20 protein-coding genes are annotated in these 23,518 nt (G+C 38.4%); 9 read left to right on the plus strand and 11 right to left on the minus strand.

Going from position 1 to position 23,518, the window contains the following annotated elements; genetic code table 11:
• Positions 1-44: 44 nt before the first annotated feature.
• Entirely contained in the window at positions 45-1,643 is a 1,599-nt protein-coding gene (locus tag VB797_RS14895) for an FAD-dependent monooxygenase (protein ID WP_323238474.1), read from the plus strand.
• Positions 1,644-1,653: 10 nt separating this feature from the next.
• Here the strand turns inward: VB797_RS14895 and VB797_RS14900 are convergent, their stop codons facing one another.
• Positions 1,654-2,184, minus strand: a complete 531-nt coding sequence (locus VB797_RS14900; RefSeq protein WP_323238475.1) for a DNA-binding protein — start codon at positions 2,182-2,184, stop codon at positions 1,654-1,656.
• A 252-nt stretch (positions 2,185-2,436) separates the two neighbouring features.
• Between VB797_RS14900 and VB797_RS14905 the strand changes: the two genes are divergently transcribed.
• From VB797_RS14905 to VB797_RS14920, 4 genes are all read left to right on the plus strand, one after another.
• Positions 2,437-3,111 carry a glutathione S-transferase family protein gene (locus VB797_RS14905; RefSeq protein WP_323238476.1) on the plus strand — a complete coding sequence of 225 codons (675 nt, stop codon included), beginning with the start codon at positions 2,437-2,439 and terminating at the stop codon, positions 3,109-3,111.
• A 55-nt stretch (positions 3,112-3,166) separates the two neighbouring features.
• Positions 3,167-4,207, plus strand: coding sequence for a tRNA-dihydrouridine synthase family protein (locus VB797_RS14910; protein WP_323238477.1), 1,041 nt, complete (start codon positions 3,167-3,169; stop codon positions 4,205-4,207).
• A gap of 86 nt (positions 4,208-4,293) precedes the next feature.
• Entirely contained in the window at positions 4,294-5,115 is an 822-nt protein-coding gene (locus VB797_RS14915; RefSeq protein ID WP_323238478.1) for an FAD binding domain-containing protein, read from the plus strand.
• A gap of 53 nt (positions 5,116-5,168) precedes the next feature.
• Positions 5,169-7,826, plus strand: a complete 2,658-nt coding sequence (locus VB797_RS14920) for a molybdopterin-dependent oxidoreductase (protein WP_323238479.1) — start codon at positions 5,169-5,171, stop codon at positions 7,824-7,826.
• A 112-nt stretch (positions 7,827-7,938) separates the two neighbouring features.
• Here the strand turns inward: VB797_RS14920 and VB797_RS14925 are convergent, their stop codons facing one another.
• Positions 7,939-8,469, minus strand: a complete 531-nt coding sequence (locus VB797_RS14925) for a DUF4330 domain-containing protein (protein ID WP_323238480.1) — start codon at positions 8,467-8,469, stop codon at positions 7,939-7,941.
• A gap of 211 nt (positions 8,470-8,680) precedes the next feature.
• On the opposite strand from VB797_RS14925, the gene VB797_RS14930 reads away from it, so the two are divergent.
• Complete coding sequence (locus tag VB797_RS14930; protein WP_323238481.1) at positions 8,681-8,839, plus strand: hypothetical protein; 159 nt, start codon at positions 8,681-8,683, stop codon at positions 8,837-8,839.
• 466 nt (positions 8,840-9,305) lie between these two features.
• Entirely contained in the window at positions 9,306-9,464 is a 159-nt protein-coding gene (locus VB797_RS14935; protein ID WP_323238482.1) for a hypothetical protein, read from the plus strand.
• On the opposite strand, the gene VB797_RS14940 is transcribed toward VB797_RS14935, so the two are convergent.
• Together VB797_RS14940 and VB797_RS14945 are read right to left on the minus strand one after the other, a co-directional pair.
• Complete coding sequence (locus tag VB797_RS14940; protein WP_323238483.1) at positions 9,451-9,726, minus strand: hypothetical protein; 276 nt, start codon at positions 9,724-9,726, stop codon at positions 9,451-9,453. The two genes, VB797_RS14935 and VB797_RS14940, sit on opposite strands and share 14 nt — an antisense overlap.
• A 107-nt stretch (positions 9,727-9,833) precedes the next feature.
• The gene (locus tag VB797_RS14945) at positions 9,834-10,208 is read right to left on the minus strand and encodes a hypothetical protein (protein WP_323238484.1); all 375 of its coding nucleotides are present in this window, start codon (positions 10,206-10,208) and stop codon (positions 9,834-9,836) included.
• 267 nt (positions 10,209-10,475) lie between these two features.
• On the opposite strand from VB797_RS14945, the gene VB797_RS14950 reads away from it, so the two are divergent.
• Positions 10,476-10,931: a helix-turn-helix domain-containing protein gene (locus VB797_RS14950; RefSeq protein ID WP_323238485.1), complete on the plus strand. Its 456-nt coding sequence runs from the start codon at positions 10,476-10,478 to the stop codon at positions 10,929-10,931.
• Positions 10,932-11,019: 88 nt separating this feature from the next.
• On the opposite strand, the gene VB797_RS14955 is transcribed toward VB797_RS14950, so the two are convergent.
• Together VB797_RS14955 and VB797_RS14960 are read right to left on the minus strand one after the other, a co-directional pair.
• Positions 11,020-11,514, minus strand: coding sequence for an ureidoglycolate lyase (locus tag VB797_RS14955; protein WP_323238486.1), 495 nt, complete (start codon positions 11,512-11,514; stop codon positions 11,020-11,022).
• Between the two features lie 40 nt (positions 11,515-11,554).
• Entirely contained in the window at positions 11,555-12,001 is a 447-nt protein-coding gene (locus VB797_RS14960; protein WP_323238487.1) for a DoxX family protein, read from the minus strand.
• 119 nt (positions 12,002-12,120) lie between these two features.
• Here VB797_RS14960 and VB797_RS14965 point away from each other — a divergent pair, with 119 nt between their 5' ends.
• Positions 12,121-12,480, plus strand: coding sequence for a hypothetical protein (locus VB797_RS14965; protein WP_323238488.1), 360 nt, complete (start codon positions 12,121-12,123; stop codon positions 12,478-12,480).
• Between the two features lie 105 nt (positions 12,481-12,585).
• On the opposite strand, the gene VB797_RS14970 is transcribed toward VB797_RS14965, so the two are convergent.
• From VB797_RS14970 to VB797_RS14990, 5 genes are all read right to left on the minus strand, one after another.
• Positions 12,586-14,100 (minus strand): thioester reductase domain-containing protein, encoded by a 1,515-nt coding sequence (locus tag VB797_RS14970; RefSeq protein WP_323238489.1) that lies wholly within the window; start codon positions 14,098-14,100, stop codon positions 12,586-12,588.
• 226 nt (positions 14,101-14,326) lie between these two features.
• Complete coding sequence (locus tag VB797_RS14975) at positions 14,327-15,976, minus strand: PfaD family polyunsaturated fatty acid/polyketide biosynthesis protein (RefSeq protein ID WP_323238490.1); 1,650 nt, start codon at positions 15,974-15,976, stop codon at positions 14,327-14,329.
• Between the two features lie 154 nt (positions 15,977-16,130).
• Positions 16,131-20,879, minus strand: coding sequence for a PfaB family protein (locus tag VB797_RS14980; protein ID WP_323238491.1), 4,749 nt, complete (start codon positions 20,877-20,879; stop codon positions 16,131-16,133).
• A gap of 69 nt (positions 20,880-20,948) precedes the next feature.
• The gene (locus tag VB797_RS14985) at positions 20,949-22,685 is read right to left on the minus strand and encodes an SDR family NAD(P)-dependent oxidoreductase (protein ID WP_323238492.1); all 1,737 of its coding nucleotides are present in this window, start codon (positions 22,683-22,685) and stop codon (positions 20,949-20,951) included.
• 147 nt (positions 22,686-22,832) lie between these two features.
• On the minus strand, positions 22,833-23,441 hold the full coding sequence (locus VB797_RS14990) for a hypothetical protein (RefSeq protein ID WP_323238493.1): 609 nt from the start codon (positions 23,439-23,441) through the stop codon (positions 22,833-22,835).
• Positions 23,442-23,518: the final 77 nt, after the last annotated feature.

Raw genomic sequence — 23,518 nt, forward strand, 5'->3', positions numbered from 1 at the left:
CTTCTCCTTGTCCCCTTGTCTCCCCATCCCCCATCCAATCAACAATGAAAAACACAACAACAGAAGTATTAATCGTCGGTGGCGGTCCCGTTGGAATGTCAATGGCAGCCGAATTAGGTTACCAAGGCATCGATTGCATTTTGATCGAAAAAACTGATGGAGTGGTTCGCGACCCCAAAGTAAGTACTGTCGGATATCGTTCAATGGAATTCTGCCGTCGTTGGGGTATTTCCGAACAAATTAGAAATGCCGGTTGGGATAAAAACCATACCTTAGATGTGGCTTGGGTAACAACTGTGGGAGGACATGAAATCTTCCGCGTTCATTTACCATCCTATGCCGATCGCACTCAACCCGATTACGCTCCGGAAACGGAACAGGTATGTCCCCAACATTGGTTTGCTCCCGAATTTCTGAAATTCTTAGGACAATATCCCCAAGGTTGTGTCAAATTACTTTCGGAATTAGAAAATTTTCAACAATCCGATCGCGGAATAGTTGCGAGCATCAAAAATTTACAAACCGGAAACACCGAAACCATTGAAGCTAAATACATGGTAGCTAGCGATGGCGCTCGCGCTACTATTCGTAAACAATGCGGTGTGGATGCAGTTGAATATCACGACACCCAGGTATTTCAAAGCGTTGTTTTCCAAGCACCCGAATTAGCATCACAACTAGGCGATCGCAATGCTGTGGTTTTCTTTTTAGTTAACCCCATAATCCAAGAACCTTTACGGGCTGTAGATGGAAAAGGACAATATCGTTTAATTTTAAAACCTCAAGAAAACGGTGAAATTCACGATGCTTATACAGCAATCAAAGCAGCTATTTCTATAGATACCCCAGTAGAAATTATTTCTAACTTACCCTGGCGGTTATCTCATAAAGTTGCAGAAAAATTCCGTTGCGATCGCATCTTTTTTATCGGTGATTGCGCTCATACACTTTCCCCATCTGGCGGTTTTGGCATGAATACCGGCATCGGTGATGCTGTAGATTTAGGCTGGAAACTCGCTGCTACTATTCAAGGTTGGGGAGGAGCAAATTTACTCGATACCTACGAAACCGAACGTCGTCCGATAGCGGTACAGAACCTCGAAGCTGCAAACGCTAATTTACAAAGAACTCAAAAACGCGGCATTCCTCCCGAAATTGCGAATAACTCTCCCAAGGGTGAAACAATTCGTAAACAAATGGCACAAGGCATGGAACGTAGTGGAGTCAAAAAAGAATTTGACGCTCCTGGTGTTCACCTTGGTTTGCGTTACTCTTCACCAATTCTAATTCCTGACGGTAATCCTCCCCAAGATGGCGATCGCCAATGGACGCAAAGTAGTTATCCCGGCTGCCGCGCTCCCCATGCTTGGTTAAAATCTGGATTATCAACTTTAGATTTATTCGGTCATGGATTTACGTTGATGTGTTTCAACTCAAGCTCAAGCTCTGGAATTGAACGTTTAACTAAAATCTGTCACGAAAAACAAATTCCTTTGACAACTCATCAAATCGATAATCTTGAAATTGCACAACTTTACGAGCGTGCTTTTGTTTTGGTAAGACCCGACGGACACGTCGCTTGGAGGGGTAATGAAATACCTCAAGATGTGGAAATTATTGTTGATAAAATTCGAGGAGTTTGACATTTAGCAGTTAAGCAGCAACAGGACAATCGGCTTTCTTTGCAAAACCTTGTCCTGAAGCTTTTCGAGATTTACCTTTAACTGGCTTTGGATTTTTATCCATGATTTGTTGATAAGTGCAACCATCTTCGAGCATGGGTTCGCAAAAAGTTTCAACCCATGCCGTGGCACCGCAATCCTTTTGAGGATTCTCAAAATCATAAACCAGAACGCAAGGTCCGGGAATTACAACCCGACTCGAATATGTATTCTCGTTCCTACACTTAACGCTGATTGGTGGAGCGAATTGACCATCATCCATCTTTGTTCCAATTAATTGACGATTAATATGAATAACATTCTGAGCGGTAAACCGAACTTTCTTCCAAGTTGATTTCGGACCGCGAGACGCTGTTGCAATCTTAGGATAACCATTTACCGTCGGAATTACCCAATTTCGACCTGCTTTAAAAGCTCCGTGAACTCTGTCTTGAGCTAACAAATGTCTCAATCTTCGAGGAGAAATATTTAATAATTTAGCTGCTTGTGTAGTTCCAATCATTTTTCATCACCAAATCACCCTATAAGTAAATAGTACTATACCGATGATGGAATATATCAATTTTTTAGTTTTTTTTTAGAAAAATAAAATTATATTCAGCTAAAAAAGCTTTTTTTATGGAATAAGTGTCTAAATATATACACATTACTCTCATTTATTCAGTTTGATAATGTTTTACTAATTTATTGGTAGCGATCGCAATATCAAAAGACGTAGTAATACTGCGTCTCTACAGGAGGAAAAATAACCAGCATGAAACTCTATTACGCACCGGCTTCTTCTTATTCCCAACGGGTATTAATTGCTCTATACGAAAAAGAGTTAGATTTCACCCCTATTGAAGTAAATTTATTTGATGCAGAATCAAGAAATCAATATTCAGAGATAAACCGCTTTGGAAAAATCCCCACTTTAATAACCGACGATGGGGAAGTACTTTTAGAAGCGAACATTATAATTGAATATTTAGATAGTTATCAAAATGATATTCTTTTAATTCCCCAAGATAGTAACGTAAATTTAGAAATGCGAATGCTCGATCGCATTGTGGATGTATATATCAACGGGGGAAGAGAAGCATTATTTAAAGATGGTCAGCTTCCTCCAGAGGAAAGAGGTAAAAAAGAAGTTGTCAAAGCCAAGAGATTGTTGGAGTCTGCTTGTAATTTACTAGATGAAAAACTAGCGAATCGTACCTGGTTGGTAGGGGAACAGTTTACTGCTGCTGATTGTAGTGCGGCTCCAACTCTTGCTTATCTACGGATAGTTTACGATTACGAACATTTGCTTTCTTTGACAGCTTACTTTGAACGACTGAAAGCGAAACCTTCTGTAGCGAGGGTTTTTGAGTCCGGAAGAGAACAGATGACCCAGATGTTATCTACATTGAAATATCCCGTAAAAGATCGAGGTTCTTCGTTTCTATGACCTGAGCGAGCAATGATAAAGTAATGTGTCGATGAGTGTAATCTTTGTAATCTCTATGTCCCAGATATCGCTTCCCCAATCGCTCGATCCAGATTTACCTCTCACCGCTCTTGCGCCGATGCAGGACGTGACAAATCTTTGGTTTATGAAGGTGATTGCCCACTACGGCAGTCCCGACTACTTCTTCACCGAATATTTTCGCGTCAATGACACCTCAAGGCTCAACCGTAAAATTCTGGCAGCAATCACTGAAAACGATACGGGTCGCCCAGTTTTTGCTCAAATGATTGGCGAAAGCATTCCTGACTTAGTAAGAACAGCACGGGAACTCTGTCGCTATAATATTGCTGGAATTGACTTGAATCTGGGTTGTCCGGCACCTAGAGTTTATCGTAAAAATGTTGGGGGTGGATTACTTAGAGAACCCGAAAAAGTGGATCGGATTTTGGGAGAACTGCGTTCTGCTGTAAACGATCGCCCTTTAACGGTGAAGATGCGCGTCGGTTTTGAAAATACGGATAACTTTTACTCCATTTTAGATACGATTAATCGCCACAACATTGACTTGCTGAGTTTGCACGGTCGCACGGTGAAAGATATGTATCACGGGGAAGTGAAATACGATCTGATTGCTCAAGCGGTCAAACGGGTCAATTGTCCGGTACTTGCCAATGGTAATATCAACTCTGCGACAACTGCCCTCAAAGTGCTTTCTCAAACGGGTGCGGCGGGTGTTATGGTGGGACGGTGGGCGATCGCAAATCCTTGGATTTTTAATCAAATTCGCCTCAGCTTACTATCGGAGCCGATTTCGCCCGTTCCTTTGGTCGAAGTACGTCAATATATCGATCGTTTACGGCAAACTCCCGATTCAGCAACTATACCAGTGCGAGCGCGTGCCGGACACCTCAAAATGTACCTCAACTACATTGCACTATTAGTTGACGCTGAAGGTCATTTCCTCCGGCTGATGCGAAAGACACAGACCGAAGTCGAACTGCTTAATTTGTGCGATCGCTTTCTCCTTACCGATAGTAACCAATACTTAGCCCTGGCACCGTACTCAAGCTGTGTTGAAAAGCGATCAGGTGCTTAACTTATTTTATTTTTTAGCGATCGCATAACTGAAACCTTTGTGTTTAAATATACTAAAGCTGCATTTAGTTATCTTCGATAAACACAATGGATTTACATAATATAGATAATTATTTACGTCCTACGGATATTAATAAAGTTACTGCTTGGGGAAAAAATTGGAGTTGGTTGGCTGGGGGTACTTGGTTATTTTCCGAACCACAGCCTGATGTGAAAACATTAGTAGATATACAGGCGTGGGGATGGGATGAAATTGAGGTGAATTCTTCCTCGGAAGGGGGATTATTAACTATTGGTGCAACTTGTCCTTTAATTAAGTTATTAAAACATCCTTGGTTATCTGAATATATAGCAGTGGAAGGTTTTAAAGCTGCGATATCTGCGCTTGCTGCTTCGTTGAAGGTGGTGAATATGGCTACGGTGGGGGGTAATATTTGTCTTGCATTGTCGGTGGGTACTCTTGCACCAATGATGGTGGCTTTGGATGCAAGTTATGAAATTTGGAATTTGCAAGGAAAATCGCGAATCGTTGCAGCAAAGGATTTTCAAATTGCTTCTCGTCACACAGTTTTGCAATCTGGGGAATTGTTACGACGGGTTTTGATTCCTGTAGAACATTTGAAATGGCAAGTTGATTATAAACGTTTTGGCATGGCAGCCAGTGACCCGGCTTTAGCTATTGTTGTAGGTGCTTATAATGAAATTGCGAACAAAATGCGGCTGGTTATTGCTGCGAGTGTTGTTGCACCAGTGTTATTGGAATTCGATCATAATTTAGATTCAAGTTTAGATTATATTACATCTGTGGAAAATATGGATTTTATTGAAGATGCCAGAGCGATCGCCATTTATCGTCGGCAAGTTACGCAGGTTTTAATTAAACGTTGTTTTAACAATTTTGGATTTTAAATTTTAGATTTTAGATTACCAATTCCCAATTCCCAATTCCCAATTCCCAACTTATGCAACCTGTATTCCGCGTTAATAACCAAATTCATACCGCGACCTGTGACTCTGGTAGTAGTTTGCTTTCGTTACTTCGTCAACTTAATTACTTTGGGGTACATCGAGTTTGCGAAACTGGTGATTGTGGTGCTTGTACTGTTTGGGTTAATGATATAGCGGTACATAGCTGCATTTATCCAGCGATGCGAATTAACGAACAATCTGTAACGACTATCGAAGGATTATCGTTAAATGACGAACTTGCACCAATACAGCAAGCTTTTTTACAAGCTCAGGGATTTCAATGCGGATTTTGTACTCCGGGAATGATTATGAGTGCAGCGAAGTTCGATCTTCCGCAATCCCCAAAAAATGCATCCCTTGTTAAAATCCAAAATTGTATGAAAGGCAACCTTTGCCGCTGCACTGGCTACCAAGCAATAATTGAAAGTATTTTACTCGATCAAAAATCAAATGGGCGTGACATCCTTGTCACACCCGCAATTCTCACACCACACTCCGTCGGAGAAAACGTTCCAAAACAAGATGGAACGTCAATCGTTACAGGTAAAGCATACTACACTGCTGATATTTTGCAATCCGGATTATTACATTTGAAAATATTGCGATCGCCATTTCCTCATGCCAAAATCCGCAAGATTAACGTTGACAAAGCGAAAGCACTGCGGGGGGTAGTAAATATCTTCACTCACGAAGATGTACCTAGGATACCTTACACTACTGCCGGACACGCGGAACCCGTTCCCGATCCTTTAGACCATTATTTGTTAGATAATATGGTGCGGTTTGTCGGCGATAGAGTGGCTGCGGTGGTGGCTGAATCGGTGGCGATCGCGCAAATTGCCTGTGAGTTAATTGAGGTTGATTACGAGATTTTACCCCACGTTACCAATCCAGTGGAAGCGATGACAGGTAGCGTTGTGATCCATACAGAAGCGGAATCTGTGCAAATTCCCGATCGCGATCATAATATTGCGGGTGAAATATTCTTGGAATCGGGAGATGTAGAAAAAGCTTTTATGGAAGCGGATTTAATCGTAGAAAATACTTATATATTGCCAGCAGTCCAGCACGTTCATTTAGAACCTCATGTAACGGTAACGCATTTAGAATCTGATGGAACTTTGGTTGTTCGCAGCAGTACCCAAGTACCGTTTCACGCTCAAAGATTATTATCACAACTTTTTGATTTACCTCAAGAGAAAATCCGGGTTTATAAACCACAACTCGGTGGAGGTTTTGGCAACAAGCAAGAAATATTAACAGAAGATTTATGTGCTTTAGCAACTTTGCGGACTGGTAAACCCGTACAGTGGGAAATGACCAGAAATGAAGAATTTACCGCGACAAATAGCCGTCATGCAATGACAATCAAGCTCAAAACTGGAGTTAAAGCAGATGGTAAGATTATTGCTCAAGATTTAGAAATCATTGCTAATACTGGTGCTTACGGCAATCACGGTAAGACGGTAGTATTTTTATCTGGCTATATTCCTTTGGGTTTATATCGCTGTGCGAATAAAAGATTTACGGCATACGCTGTTTATACTAATACCATGCCTGGGGGTGCATTTCGCGGTTATGGTGCAACTCAAGGCACTTTTGCAATGGAATCTCAAATTGATCAAATTGCCAATCAATTAGGTCTTGATGTGATTAAAATTAGACAGAAAAATTTAATTCGTCCGGGAGATGTAGTTAGTTTAGGAAACAGTGGGGAGCATTTTAATTTAATTGGTAGCTATGCGGTGGAAGAGTGTTTTACTAAAGTTATTGAAACGTTAAATTACATTCCGGGAAAGCACCCAGTTATTGATAATCATCTCCGTCGTGGTATTGGGTTCGCGGTTTCAATGCAGGGAAGCGGTTTATGTAAAATCCACACTGCTTGCGTTAAATTATCGCGTTTCGCTGATGGTAAATATGAGTTAAGAACGGGTTCAGTTGATGTTGGTACGGGTTCCGATACCACTTTACGACAAATCGCTGCGGAAGTCTTGGGGGTGACGGTTGCCAAGATTAAAATTATTTCTGGAGATACACAGTTAACACCCTTTGATGCAGGTTCTTATGCTTCAGCAACGATGTATATTTCGGGACAAGCTGTTAAATTAGCAGCGGAGAAATTAAAGCAGAAAATTGCAGATAATAGCGTTGATTTACAACAGATAATTGAAGTCGAAGAAACCTATACAGCAGATGAAGCAACTTTAACGTTTGCGGTGCAGGGTGTGGAAGTAGAAGTTGATATGGAGACGGGGAAAGTTAATGTTTTAAGATGTGTCCAAGCAATTGATATTGGTAAAGCGATTAACCCCAAAATTTGTGAGGGACAAGCAACCGGGGGAATTGCGATGGGAATTGGTTATGCATTGATGGAAGAATTATTATTTGACGAACAAGGAAGAATAATTAATCCCAAATTGAGAGAATACCGCATCCCCACAGCGGCAGATATGCCACCAATGGAAGTATTTTTAATAGAAAAAACCGACCCCTATGGCCCATTTGGTGCCAAAGGAGTAGGGGAAATTACCACTAATTGTACCGCACCAGCAATTGCAAACGCGATCGCCAATGCCACGGGAGCAAGATTGCGACAATTACCAATGACCCCTCAAAGAGTTTGGCAATTGTTAAAAGTTAGGAGTTAGGAGTTAGGAGTTAGGAGTTAGGAGTTAGGAGTTAAAAGTTAGGACTCAGAAATTACCAATTACCCATTACCCATTACCCATTACCAATTACCAATTACCCATTCCCTTTATTTCACTTTTCCGTTCTTAAATCAACCACAGTAGCATTAATATCATAATCAAAGCCTTCTATCTTAGCAGGACTACCGATTTTGACTGAGCTTTCACCGATAACTGCACCAGTATTTTGAATTTGTGCATTGCCTGTCAAAGTTACAAATATATCAGTTTTAAATTGAGCGCTAGGGTCTGGTAACTCTTTCACCGAGCCATCTGGTTGAGTTACGTTTGTAGTTATAGGTAGCTGCTTGACAGATTTTATCGTCATTTGACCGGAGGGTTGATTGTCGATAGTCAAGTTAGTTTTTCCACCACTTTTTAAACCTTGTTCCAGTAAAACTTCCGGACGCAGTAAATTTAAACCATCTACAAACAAATCCACTTCTATCGGCTTTGTGGGAACATTAACTTGAGCGCTAGAAACAGATACGTGAGAGAATAATATTAGAATTGCGATCGCGATTACAATTAGTGGAGTCAGCGACAGATTGAAAATTTTTCTTGCCATAGCATAATTAAAATTATTAAAATTCCAAATTGCCATAAAAGTTAATGCCTTTTAGTGCAAATTGGACAGATGAAATAAAGCTAACACAAGTAGTATTGAGCTTTCATATGATAGTAGCGCACCTGTTGACAAATTAGTCATATAAAAGTCTAATATGTATTAATTACTAGTCCGTGTTGCCAAACTATCAATAGTTCGTAACTAAAGATACTTAATCGCCAAGTCACTTATAGCTGAGGAGAATAAAATGCCTACTGTTTATTTGAAAGACGAAGAGACTGTACAAGTAAGTATGGAAGATTTAGAGAAGTATCTGTATGAAAATCATGAAAGGATAGGAAATCGCCGTAAAAAATTACGCAGGCTTCCTATAGATGTTGTTCATTATTTAAATACGACTAAATAATTCAAGGAATTATGCAATATCCTTTTTTTTTAAGATTTGCCGTTACAAATATTTTTAATAAAAGCAAATCATGATTATGCTATCTAGGATTGAAAACAACATCCTTCTAGTATAAATTGTCAATTTATTCAGTCCTCTTCTAGAGGACTTTTGCTATTACAAGATGGTTAGCGATCGGCAGAATCAAGATTTACAAACTTAAATAGCTAAATAATCTCAAACGTTAACTGATGACTTTTCAAAAAACTATGAGTGAAATGGTCAATTTCTGTGCTTAGCTATTGAGAGACTTTCTGAGAGAATATTTTAAAAATATTGTTATTAACATTAAAGTTAGTAAAAACCTAGGTTAAAGTCTCCTTCCTAGTTAGAGAGAGGTTTTGAGAAGATTTTTTCGTTAAATGAAAGCAACTTTTCCGTCCAACCTCTAAAATAGAGAAAGAAGCATAGTATTGGAGACAGCAGAATGCCTACTGTTTATTTAAAAGGCGGAAAGACTGTAGAAGTAAGTATGGAAGACTTGGAAAACTATCTGTATGAGAATCACGAGAATATAGAAACTCGCCGTAAAAAGTTACGTAGACTTCCTTTAGATGTTGCTAAAGCTCCAACTAGCAGTAAATAATTACAGTTGTATTAGATAAATATTCTGCCTCAAATTCTCCATCAGCTAGTTGTTCTTTAGTCTTAGCAAAGTAAACATCACAACTTGTAAAAAGTCTATATTCCGTCATTCGATTGTCACTTGATGAAGGAATATATTCTTTTTCCTCCCCCAATTCAACATAGACATAAAGACCCCGTTTACTTTTAATTTCTCCATAAACGCACCCATTAGTAGAAGCCGCTTCAAATTCTATGAGTGTGGCTTTTATTCTAATTGCCATAACATCTTTTCATGAGTAAATGGAGGAAAAAGCATACTTAAATGCTGTTCCTCCAAGATTAACTATTTAGTCTTGTATCAAAGGTTTTGTAGTTTAGTTTTACTACTTTAAAAACCAAAGCCATTTGATTTACATTTTTTTTCAAGGACACGATAAAACAGTCCTTCTGGATTTCTTAGCGTCTCTCGTTTACGAGCTTGTTCAACAACAGCAATAGCGTATCGAACCTCTTGAATAGTGCATTCCATAATTAAACTCACCAATGTAGAGTTAAGTTTAAGTCCTATCGTCTCTACTTCGGTGAGTATTTCTAAATCGCTGTGATTCAATTGAGTATTTGCAATATTCTCGGCAACGCTTGGAAATCCAGTCAGATGATCTAAACGCTCCAATCCATATCTATCTGCGAAAGCTTTTGCTTCTTTGACAAGACTTAATGCTTGCGAGACTTTTGATCCCGAAGTATAATCGAAATAATTCATTTTTTTTCAAGTGAAACAATACAATATGAGGTTTTCATTAGAGTGAAAACTTTTTTCCAGAGGTTCTTGTTACTAGCAAGAGCCTCTTTTGTTATATTAGCGACAAAATTAGAAATTAGCAACTATCCCTCCGGCAAATCATGCTTTTTTTAGGCTTGCCCTATACCATTAAAGTATAAACTTAAGTTATACCAGGGCTACGGCATCTAGTGCAGGGGTAAAATATTGTATAAGCTCTAGGAGTATATTTATACTAAATACTATAGTATGGAAAAAACAACAACGATGATAAAAGAAGACATTCCAAAAGCCGTCACTCGTCCGGATTCAGTGATGTTTGTTCACAATGTCCTTGATGAGTATGGTTTAGATCCTTATGAATTTAGGATTTATGCTCATGCAGTTCGGAGAACCGGAGGAAAATTAAATGGCGAATATTTTGCTAGCCTGACTAAGACAGCAGAAATTTGTCAAATGAGTGTTCGCAAGGCTCAATATGCGCTGAAGTTTCTTTGTGAAGCAGGTTTTTTGACTCAGGAAAAGCGCAAGGGGCGTACAGACGTTTACAGAATGACTCACAGCAAAAATTGGGTTAATCCAGAAGGCTTAGACGCAATTAGAGAAAAGGTTACTGGCGTAAAAAGAAAAAAATCTAAGGATAAAAGTCAATCAGCTAAATCTAATTCAATAGCCGAAAAGTATAATGAAGAAGACAATAAATAATAATCAGATGCATACGCTGATGGGTAGATACTGTTCTTCATAATTTGTCCTAAAATATCATCAAAGTGATTTTTATTTTTATAATTCCCTAAATAATCTCAAATGTTAACTGATGACTTTTCAAAAAGCTATGAGTAAAATGGTCAATTTCATTCGTATCGCTTAATTCTAAGTTGTAAAAATCTACAGTATCATGTTCAAAATAAGGCCCAGCGTGCCAAGTTCCGACGTTTAATTTAATAAAGCAATTTCCAGGAATGCGAAAAGCGGCAATATCTTGTAAATCCGGTTCTTTTATTTGATTATTAGCCGGACAAACCGCCATAAACCAATCTTTACCAGCTAAAGAACCTAAGCATTGAGTGCATTTTGCGTGACGGGTAATATTGTGAAACTTGCGTCCGCGACCCTGTAATTGCATAATATAAAATCGAGGGATGCCGTTATCAAGTACTAATTGAGCATCTTCTTGATTAAATAGGTTGCCATCTTGACTAGGAAAAATAACCTGTCCGTAAGGTTGAAAATTTTCAGATGTTATAGTTTGCGCTGGTAGTTTTTTTACTGTTTTCGTAATATTCATATATAGGATTCCTATTTAATTGTTCCCTACTCCCTACTTGCTAGTCCCCTAATTCTAATTCTTTGGGAATCATGGATTTAGGAATAATGGAAGCTTGTTTTTCTTTGTCAGCAGGTTTCGTATACCAGTAAGCCCAAGCAATTAAAACTCCTTGGAGGGGAAGTCTAATAGCTTGAAACAAAGGCGAACCTGAATATGGTATGCTTTCAATTTCGATATGATTAACTGCCATATTAATATTAGCTGGATAAACCGCGATAAATAAGGCAATTAACCCCCACGCAGCGGCTTGACTTAAAGGTGGAACTAGTAAACCGATACCACCTAATATTTCATAAAAGCCACTTAAATAGACTAAACCCAAAGGATAGGGAAGTTGTGACGGCATAATTTTTACAAAAGGTTGAGGAACGAGGAAGTGCAGGGTTCCAACAAAAATTATAGTAGCGGCAAGTATAACCCGTAGAAGTTCTTTGTTCTTTTTCATTAGTTCCATTTGAGCAAATAACTAAAGTATTATTTTAGTTTGTGCGCTCAAAGTTACTTTGTCTTCTGTCGAGAGTGGTAAAAATTTAAGCCGATCGCCTTTTGAAGGTATGGAAAATCATGAAAACAGTTGCGATCGGTGGTGTTTGCAGGACTGGTAAATCAAGATTGGCAAATAAAGTATTTCAAAATACCAAAGCGACGGTATTTCATGCCGACTATTTAATGAATTTTTTAAACAATAACTTTCCGGATTCAGTAAAAGATCGGTTTCCGAAAGTGTTGATAAAGTTAATTAGGAACATGGGTAAAGAATTTAACTACACAAGAGTATTTGAATCTTGCCATGTTGACCCGGTTATTCTAAAAAGTAAATTAAATAATCCTAATTATATTTTTATAAAAAGCTTGAAGAATTACGAGAATATGGTGCAAAGCATCCTGAATGTTGGACTAATCAACACGATGACGAATCGTTAATTGTACATATTAAACATTTTGCCCAATTCTGTATGAAGATGCAGATTAGCCCACGCAGGTGGGCTTTGCTTCTGTAGCCCCAGACTTCTAGTCTGAGGGTACTATTTAGGACTTATTCAAAACAGATTCAAGGTTAAGAAAACCACTTTGAAGCAAGTACATTGAATAGGTTGTAAATAATTCTCCATCAATGGGCGCACAAGCTACACCACTTCCCGCAAGAGCGTTTAAGGTTGCATTGCAGCTAATAATTGGTCTGTTGGATGTTAAGTATAAATCGGGTATTGTCAGTTGTCTTTCCGACCAACGTTCGAGTAAAAATGGACGCAGGGTGTATAAGGGATTTTCCGCAGATGTGACATCATTTATTAACTTATCTTGCCATTCTTCGTAGGGAATCATTTTGATCGGGAAACCAAAGGTATTCAACCATTCAACTAAAGTACTTAAAGGTGCTGGTTGCGGATGTTGCAGGTGGAAAGCTTTACCCAAGGATTCTTCTTGTCTAGATAAATGCGCGATCGCCTTACTCACATAGTCAACTGGTGACATATCCAGCATATAATCCACATCCGGGAAAGCTCCCATTTGCAGACAGCCTTTAGTCATTAAGTTGACAAAATCGTCGGTATTACCAACTCCGGTTTGGCTGTGTCCGGAAATTAAAGGTGGTCGGTAAATGGTGATGGGAAGTCCTCTTTCACCGGCTATTTTAACTAACTTTTCTGCGACCCATTTAGTTTGAGAATATCCTAGGAAAATACCTTCCCAATTGTCAAAGCGATCGTCTTCTGTAACTACTTTACCTGCGTAGTAGGGTGATTCAAATACCGCGACGCTAGAGACGTAATGGAGGGGTTTAACTTTAATTTTGCAAGCTAAACGGATGATTTCTTGGGTTCCTAAAACGTTGGCTGTTTTCAGCGCTGAGTAAGGAAATACATAGTTGAGCATCGCAGCACTATGATAGATGGCATCTATATTTGTTGCCAACATTTCAAAGCCTTCAGTGCTTATACCTAACTGCGGCTGGGATAAATCACCAACTATCGGAATAATCCGAGGACTAAATTCTTCGTTCCAAATTGCATAGGATTCTAGATTCTTTTTCAGCTTTTCCTTACCAGATTCTGCATCTGCTGCACGTACCAAGCAGTAGATATCTGCATCAGTCTGCTGTAAAAGTTCGTTGATTAAAAATCCTCCCAAAAAGCCGGTACCCCCGGTTAAAAAGATATTTTGGGGATTGGGATTAAATTTAAAAGAAGTTGATGCAGGACGGATATTTTCATCTAAAACTGCTTCTGCGGCTAAATTAGGAGTGCTACTAGCATCTTTGAGTGGTTTGACATCTTGTTGAGATTCTTCCGCTTCTTCAGCTAAACGTCCCGCAAGTGATTCAATTGTCGGATAATGCCAAAGCAACATGGGAGACAGTTCAAATCCCAGCATTTTCTGTAATTTGGTCACAATTACCATTGCTTGGGTTGAATCTAAACCGTAACTATCCAAAGGTTGAGTTACGTCGATTTCTTCGGCTTCCATGTTGAGTAACTCAGCTAGGTTAGATAACAACCATGCTTCAATTTCTGCGGCTTTAATAGATTGTGTTGTAGTCATTTTAATTTGGATTTAGAATTATGTAGCTTGTTGTTTTTTGGAAAAGCAGCTTGTAAATTCTAGATTTAAGATTTTAAAATTAAGATTTATTTACGGATGGAGATTTAAAATTATCTTTTAAATAATACGTCAGGGACTTGTTTTCCATCTAAAATCTAAAATCCATTCGCGTAGGGTTTCCGTAGGACAAATCCAAAATCCAAAATCTAAAATCTAAAATAGTTTTTTACGTCTCTAATGTAGACTTGACTGGGTGATACTGAGAATAAAAATTAGGAAATTGCAGACCCTGCATTTTTAAACTTTGGATGCGGTATAAATAAGATGTTCCTATCATCAACTGGTTAGCAACATCAACTACCCGACGATTATTTGGTTCTAACAAATAAGAACCGCGCACCCAGTCATTAAAACTACCCATTGCGGGGCCACACCATACTTGATAATCAACTTCTCTACCTTTTTCACCGGAATTCGACCATCTCGAAGATAATCCCAAATACCAACGAAAAATCAGTGCCATTTTGTATTTAGGATTCTTTGCCGCTTTAGTAAGTTTGTGAGGATTACTTTGGGATTGATAAGCGACGGTTTCCTGCCAAATTTCTTCAATACTTTTGCGAAAAATCTGCTTTTCTAACTTTTCTTTTTCCGCAGCCGGAAGTTCGTCAAGGGAGTTATAGTTTCGATAGATTTCGTATAGTCTTTGTGCCTTGAGAGGAAACATTGTTCCACGTTTAAGAACCTGTAATTTCACTCCCATTTCAAACATATCAGCAGCAGGTGCCATCATCACATCAGCCATGTCAGCTTGTGCTAATAATTTTTTCGCATGAATAGAAGTTCCTGCTTCTACACAAGATTGATTGATTGAACCAGTCACCACATATGCAGCACCCATCATAAAGGCTGCTAGAGCCGATTGAGGAGTCGAAATTCCTCCTGCTACCCCAACTCTAAGGGGTTTTTCGTAACAATATTGTGCCTGTATTTCATCCTTTAAAGCAATGATGGAAGGCAAAACGCAAACTAAAGGACGATTATCTGTATGACCACCAGAATCGGCTTCTACAGTAATATCATCTGCAATGGGAATTTGGGCTGCGAGAGTTGCTTGTAATTCGGTAATTAAGCCTTTATCAACCAGTTCTTTAAGCATTTTTAAAGGTGCTGGCTGCATAAATTTACTCGCAACTTCTCGACGAGAAATTTTAGCTATTACCTTATTATTGATTTGAATTTTGTTAGCTGAATTTAAACTTAGTCCAGCCGCACGATAATAAACAATATTAGGAGTTAAATCTAAGAAAGCCGAAGCTTCTATAGTTTCCACTCCATATTTTAGATATAAATCTACAGCACCTGTTTCAATTTCTGGGTCGTTGGGACTGTGAATCAAATTGAAAGCATAAGGTCCATGAGGTAAAGATGCTTGAATAATTTTGATGGCTTCTTCTAAGCGAGCTAAGCTTAAACCACCCGCACCAAAGGAACTCAAAATCTTCTGTTTACCAAGCGCAATTACCATTTCTTCTGAAGCTATACCCCCAGCCATTGCCCCAGTTGCATAAGCATATCTGACATTGTGAAAAGCCAGAAAGTCCGGGTCTCCAAAACTTTTTGTAAAAATAGGTGGAGTTGCCAGTAATAATTCTATTTCTGCTGGTTGGCTATTATCGAGGGGACAATAGCCATAGTTAGTGACACCAATTCTGTCTTCTACTTTAACAATATAACAGGGTTTATCTATTTCCAGTAATTGTTGTTTCATTCCTTCAAGGTCAAAGGAAATACAGCTTACTGAACCTTTCCAAACTCGATTTTTAGTCGAGGAAGACCCATGAAATATCAGTCCGTTATTTTCTTTGTTTAGCACGTTTTTTATGATCAATTAACAATTAACAGTGAATAAATAACAAGTAAAAATGAACAATTATCAAATAACAACGATATTAGCTTTGCAGAAGTGTTATATCAATCATCATTTTTTAGTTACTGATTGATAATTGATAATTGTTCATTGATAATTATTACTTGTCAAACAAGTGTTCGGCGCAAGAGATTTGTAGCTGAATTATTTTGCTGAGTTGCTGACTAAATTCTTGACGAGATTTTAGAAATGTAGAATGTGTTTTATGAACCATTAAGTTATTCGCATTTACTTTTTGAATTTGAGGTTTTCTGTTACTGCACAAGCTAACAGTTGAAGCTAATTTTTCTGTAATGGTAGTTAATGATGTGGTATTTTTCGGAGTCGTTGGTAATTTTGTTTGATTTTCTATGCTGTGTACGGCAATTTTCATCGGATTTACTTCGGATTGTTTCGGCAAAGGTGCGGGAATGTTTGGTTTCTTTTTTGGTTGAGGTGTTGAGTTAATTTTCTCCGCTAATTTTACTTCTACAGGTGGGGGTGTAGGAGTACTTTGCTCTACCAAATCTGCTTTTTTAACAGGCTCAAAATTAACTTCTACTTGTTCTTGAAACAGCTTTTTGTTCTCTGGGGTCAAAATTTTGTCAGTAAAACTATAACCGCCCAATATCACTTTCTTCTGGCTAAATTTAGCTTTTTGACTAGTTTCTTCTACTGGGGAATATAGCGGTGATAAATCTAAAGCAACTTGATGACTAACTAATTTTGCTAATGCTTTGACAATGCTGCTGTGGTCGTCTAAAGCTCTGCGATTCAGAGAAATTGTCATGTGTTCTTTGTCGCTTAAATTTGTATCAATCCATCGAGAACAAACGCTACCAGCACCCGTTTCAATAAATATTTTGGCACCATCGTTATACAGTTGATTAACTAACCGGGGAAAATCAAGTTCTTTGCAAAGTCCTGTAGCGATACCTTCAGCAATGGCTTCACTTTCTAACTTTATTGGTGCATATTCCGAAGCAGAATAAAGTGTCAGATTATGCTCTTTTTCTTGAACTGGTAAAGTATTCACGCTCTTCATTTCTTGATATTCTGAAGCCATTGCTTCACAGTGAATTACATGGTCAAAAGGTGCGCGAAAAGCATTACAACCCAACTTTTCTATGACTCTTTCGCAAGCTACGGGTTCACCTGCAATTACGACTTCAGATGGTGTATTAATTTGAGTCAAGTAAACGCGGTTTTCCCCTACAATACTTTCCCTAACTTGAGATGGTGTAGCAATCAGAACGTAATTGCACCAGAAGTTATTGTCCGGTGACTGTTCTACGGGTGGTAGTTGCCAAAATTCGCGGACGCAATTTTTCGCACCTGATAATCTGTCTCCAAATAAGGTAGATGAGTTTAAAGCATTGCTCATCTGACCAAATTTATTCCATACTCCGACAGCAGACATCATACTGACTTCACCCAAGCTGTAACCAAAGGCAAATTTTGGTTTTATCTGGAAGTTATCTCGAAGAATATTGGAAAGCAGTCTTGCTACAACTATTTCATTTTCAAACATCGCTGCTGAATCATCTAGCAGTTGTTTTTCGAGTCCTTCTAATTGCCGAGTGGACAGTTTATTCAAACTTCTAGGATATACTAATCCCTCAACATGATTAACGCGACTGTCTAAATTTTGTAAGATGATGTCATCGTGAACTTGAGGAAACAGACGAAACAGGTTTCTACCAATCCCGAGATAAGAATTAACCGCAGCAGGATAGATAAATGCAACTTCTGCTTTTTTGCCTAACGGTTTAGCTGTAAAATAACTGCCTAGTGGAGTTTGCCATTCTTCACCGTTATCAAATGCATTATTTACACCTTTGATAGCTGCTTCGCTTTCTCTAACTAATTCTTTCACATTACGCGCCACAATTACCAAAGTATAGTCTTGGCTGCTTTTTTGGTAATTAGCAAAAGTCATGCTCGCAGCTTTGGGTAAAGAAGTTCCGCTATTTACTACATTTTGCAAATTGTCAACTTGCTGTAGTAAATCTTCGCGATTATTGCCTGCGATCGCAAACAATTGAAGAGGCATTTGCTGCAAAAATCTGCTGCTACGGTCTTGGCGATCGCGTTCTTCTGATAAGATTAAATGAGCGTAAGTCCCATCTATACCAATGCTATTAATGGCTGCTGTTCTTTTATTAGTTTCGGGGTTAACAAACCACGGTCTTGATTCTGGAACAACATAGAAAGGACTGTTTTCCCACCTTTTAATATCTTTCACTCCAGTCCATTTTGGTGTTGCGGGAATATATCTATAGTAAAGACACAAAGCTGTTTTAATTAGACTTGCAATTCCCGAAGCAACATAGGTGTGACCGATATTACTTTTAACACTGCCAATAGCACAGGTTAATTTATTTGCACCGCTTGGATAAGCCCGAAGTAAACCATTAATTTCCGCTTCATCTTCTTGAGAAATACCGCTACCAAAAACTTCCAAATAAGACACTTCTGGAGGTTTGATTTGTGCCAGTTCAAAAGCTTGCTGACAAGCAGAATCAACCGCGTTAGCATCGGTACTTCCCAAACGACTTTGCAAATCATTTTTGTTAGCATTTTTCTGCGCGAAACTAATTGCATCAATGACCGCGTAAATGCACTCATTTTCTTGCTTTGCGACTTCATATCGTTTCAAAACTACTGCACCGGCACCTTCTCCAACCATCCAGCCGTTAGCTTTCTGGTCATAGGAAAGAGTATTTACACCTGTATTAACTGTAGCTATTTTACTTCGTAATAAAACATTCTCCATACCCCCGGCTAAATCTACAGCACCCACTAAGACGGCATCTGCTTCCCCGGTACTTAATAAATTTTGAGCTACTTCTAAAGCTTTGAATGTAGAATTTTCCCCAGCCGAAATGGTAAATACAGGAGCCGTAAAATCCCAAAGTGAGGAAATCCGACTCGCCATAATGTTAGAGATGTAGCTCACAAATTCACTACTATCAGCGGGTTGATGAATTCCGTCTTTAACGATTGTTTCTAGCTGATTAACTTTATCAGAAGATAAGGATATTGCGCCAGTACTTAATCCTTCTTTAATTTGCCAAGATAAATTCCATCTTTGCTGGAGTTGATGCACCGAAAGTTCAGCTTCTGTAGCAATTAACACTGCTACATTATCGCCTTCTTTAATTCCCGCATCTTGCAAAGCACGTTCTGCTACCTTGAGCATCAACAATTGTTGTTTGTTGAGCTTTTCTAATTCATTAGGGGGAATTTTACTAGATACAGTATCAATTTCAAATTCATTAATATAACCCCCCAGCGGTGCTTTTCCGTCAGGTAAATTGTATTTTTTAAGTAATTCAGTTTCGGTTTCTACACCATGCCATCTCTGTTCCGGTAGAGGAATAAAATGCTGTTTTCCCTGATAAATACTGCTCTCAAAAGCATCTAAACCATCGCACTCAGCGAAAAAGACATCCATTCCCACAATTGCCATTTTAGCTGGTTTGAGTGGTTGGCTTGATTCTATTTGAGTATTTTTATTTTGTTCTAAAATTGTATGAGCATTAGTTCCACCCAAGCCGAAAGCGCTAATAGCAGCACGTTTTACCGACGCGCTTTTTGAGTGCCAATTAGTTGCACTTGTGACAATACGACTTGGTGATATTACGTTATCTTCGGAGCCGATTGGGTCTGTAATATTGATAGTTGTGGGAATGATACCCTTACTCATACTTAAGAGTACTTTAATTACGCTAGCGCTAGCCGCACCAGTAAGCAAATGTCCGATATTAGATTTTACCGAACCCGATAAGGGAGTTGCTCCATGTTTACCAAAAAAGGTTTCGACAGAGTTAAATTCGGTACTGTCTCCTAATAAAGTTCCGGTAGCATGACATTCGATATAGTCGATCGCTTTCGGGTCGAGTTGTGCTTCCGAGTAAGCTTTTTCAAAAGCTAAAGTTTGTCCTTTCGGATTAGGGCTGAGTAGATGTTTACCTCTACCATCATTGGAAAGTCCGTTACCTGCGATCGTTGCGTAAATGCGATCGCCATCTCGAACTGCATCGCTATGTCGCTTGAGTACTAGCATTCCCACACCTTCAGAGGTAAGTAATCCCCGTGAGGATTTATCCAAAGGACGGCTAATATCGTTGTTTTCAGGATATCCTTGGATACCGGAAAACAACATCCGGATAAAAATCGGGTCTGCACAACTGATACCACCCGCTAACATCAAGTCAGCTTTGTGCGTCCACAGGTAATGAGATGCTAATCTAGCAGCGTATAACGGAGAGGAACAAGCAGCATCGAGGCAAAAATGGATGTGAGATAAAGATAAAGCTTGAGAAACGATAGCAGCAGGTAAACCCGATATCATCGCATTATAGAACGATGTTTCTTCCGAGTTCGGTAAACTTGCTAAATCAAATTCTTGTTGTAAAAGTTGTCTTATAGCTGGTTCTAAGACCTGTTGATAAATCGGTTCAAACAGTTGGTTTGATGACTTCGTAGGTAACGAGAGACTGCCCAATAATACTCCACATTTGGAAAGCACAGATTTGTTTTCCAAGTAACCACTATTTTGCAATGCTTGCTTCGCAGCATAAAGCGACCATTTAAAGGTGTCATCTAGATTTTGTAGAAACGAAGCGGGAAGATTATATCCCGACCCATCAAATTTAAAATTACGGACAAATCCTCCTTGTAAGGAGTAAACTTTGTCTGCTTTTCCTTTCTCTGAATCGTAAAATATAGTCGGTTCTATCCCAATTTCATCAATACTTAAGGATGAAGTAGAATCTATTTGTTCAATTAAATTATGCCAAAATTCTTCAGCGTTTTTAGCATCGGGGAATAAACATGAAAATCCAATTATTGCTATTTGTTCCATAATTAGCTTAATAAAAGATATAAACGCAAAGTTTCGCTAAGTTTCTCGCAAAGGTACGCAGAGAACTGATTAGGATTTCAAAGATTGTGTCGGGATAATAATTCCTTTACCACCTAATAAGCGGGAATATATTTTACCTTGGTTGTCGTGGATGATAAAATCGGCTGCAACGCTATTATTCGTTTTATTCACAACTTCGCAAGAAACATAAAAAGGTTGATTGTAAGGAGTTGCTGCAAATTGTTCGTGTTTCTTAATTTCTGCGGGTAAACAAATTTCTTGATGATAATACTGCAACCAAACCCATAAAGGATGAGTACTTAAATCAACGGAGAAAGGATTTACCCATTGAACAGGAAACTGTCCTTGCTGTTTTCTATCGATCTCGTTCCAAATACATTCGATAGTAATTTTTTCTGGACTAATATTTAATACTTTTGTTAATCCTTTAAACGATTCTCCATGAAATAAAGGAAATATTGATGGATTTTCTTGATAAAAGTCATTACCCGTGATTGTAATGATTTTATCTTCGGTCATATTCAATTTTTCATAAATTGGGCTGGTCGTATTTTGCGGTAATAAATGAATTTCGTCAAGACTGAAATGGTAATTAAGTTTTCCGTTACTATTTCTACTCCATATTTTTGCTTTAAAAATGATTTCTTGTTGCTCATTTTTAGCAATTTCTTCTAAATCTAAAATATATTCCTCAGCTTGGTTTCCATTAAAAATTATGCCTTTCAATACCTTAAAGTTGTTATAGTAATAAAACCTATATCCAGGATAAAGCTGCTCGCAAGCATTGATTATCCATGCTGTTCCACAGGTCGCGGGTAAAACTGGTCTTCCACCAACTATGTGATCTTGCAAAAAAGGATTAGCTGCTTCTGTTAATTTACGATGAATGCGATAACTTCTTAACTGCGAATTTAAAGCTGCTGGGGGTGGAGAAATCGGACTACCAATAACAACCTGTGTAGAATCACGGTAAGAGTCATGAAGTTCGTTGACTAACATTTTTGCTCCTGCTTCTACCGGAATAATTTCAATCCCCCTACGTGCGAATTCTTTCTTCAATTCCGGTGTTACCATCCCACTATCCCAACCTCCCCAATTAATCGCTACAACATGACATTGGGGATACTGTTGTTTTAATAAATGAGCCGATTTGTTGAGAATTTCGTTGGATAAAGCATAATCCGACTGACCGATATTGCCATAGAAACCCGCAACGGAAGAGTATAAAACTAAATGTTCTAATTGAGCAAGATTAACGCAACTAAGTAGATTTTCTAAGCCTTGAATTTTGGCACTGTAAACTTTTTCAAAATCTTCTTCGGTCTTCTTTTCAATTAGTTTATCAGCTAAATTACCCGCACCATGAATAATACCAGTTATTGTACCCATATCTGTAACAGCGGCTATTTTTTGCTGTAAATCCTGAGTATTTGTGACATCAACATTAATATATTGGGCTTCACCTCCTGTTTGTTTAATTATCTCTAGAGTTTGTTTAATCTCTCTATCAGAAATAATTTGATTATAAATCTTTTTCACCTGCATGGGAGTAGGTTTTTCTCCTCTAGCAAGCAAATCTTCCATGATATTCTTTTTTAAAACTGCTTCGTCAAAGCAATCTCTAGCAAATAAAGGTTCTGATTCTAATAGAGAAGAACGACCTAGTAAAATAAATTTACACGGATACTGCTGTGCCAATTCAATTACGCATTTGGCAGTAATACCTTTAGCACCACCGCTCACAAGAAAAACCGATTTGGGACGAATTGAAGTTGCTGTTTTCATGATTTTTTATAAGGATTTAGCGTGTTAGTCTCGTTCCCAGCCTCCAGGCTGGGAATGCTTACCCTGGAGGCTCTGCCTCTCTTCCATCGCTTGAAGGCAGAGCCTTCTGTTAGGTGTTCCCAGCCAGAGACTGGGAACAAGTTACCTTTAACCTTTAACTTCTAACCTCTGACTTTCGACCCCATTAATTGGTAATTGATTAAAATTAATGTAATTGTCGCGTCGATTAAAACGTTCTTTTCTCATCGCGGATACAATAGCAAATGTTGTAAACGTGAAAAAGGCTACCATTAAAGCTATTAATACTGGAATTAATTTGTCACTATCACTATTGTTTCTATTCGTGCGATTAGTATTATTATGAGTTTGACTAGTCGTATTGCTAGTATTTGTCTTATTGGTCTTATCGGTCGTATTAGTAGTATTACTTGTACTATTCGTATGTTTGATATTTTCTGTATTTTGAGTTTTACTACTACCTTGAACAAGCGTAATATCCCCAAAGTCTGGTTTATCTCCTGGTGACTTGATGGATGTTTTATAAGTTTGATAACCGTTAGCTTCCACTGTCATTTTTCCTTGAATAACTCCGTTATTATCGGGTTTTGCCGAGAATCGGTAAATTCCTTCTAAATCGGTGTAAGAAACAATTGAAGTACCATCATTATTCTCGAATATTACTTTTGCTGCTCTGATAGGTGCTTGTTTACTCCAGTCAACAATGCGACCAACGTAATTATTTTTTTGTTCTGACATAATATATTAATTTGTAATTTAAAATTTTTTGCTTTGGGGAATAGGGAGTAGGGAATAGGGAGTAGGGAATAGGGAGT

Origin of the sequence: Rivularia sp. UHCC 0363 (genome assembly GCF_034931125.1) — a bacterium.
In the GTDB taxonomy this organism is placed as follows: Bacteria; Cyanobacteriota; Cyanobacteriia; order Cyanobacteriales; family Nostocaceae; genus Rivularia.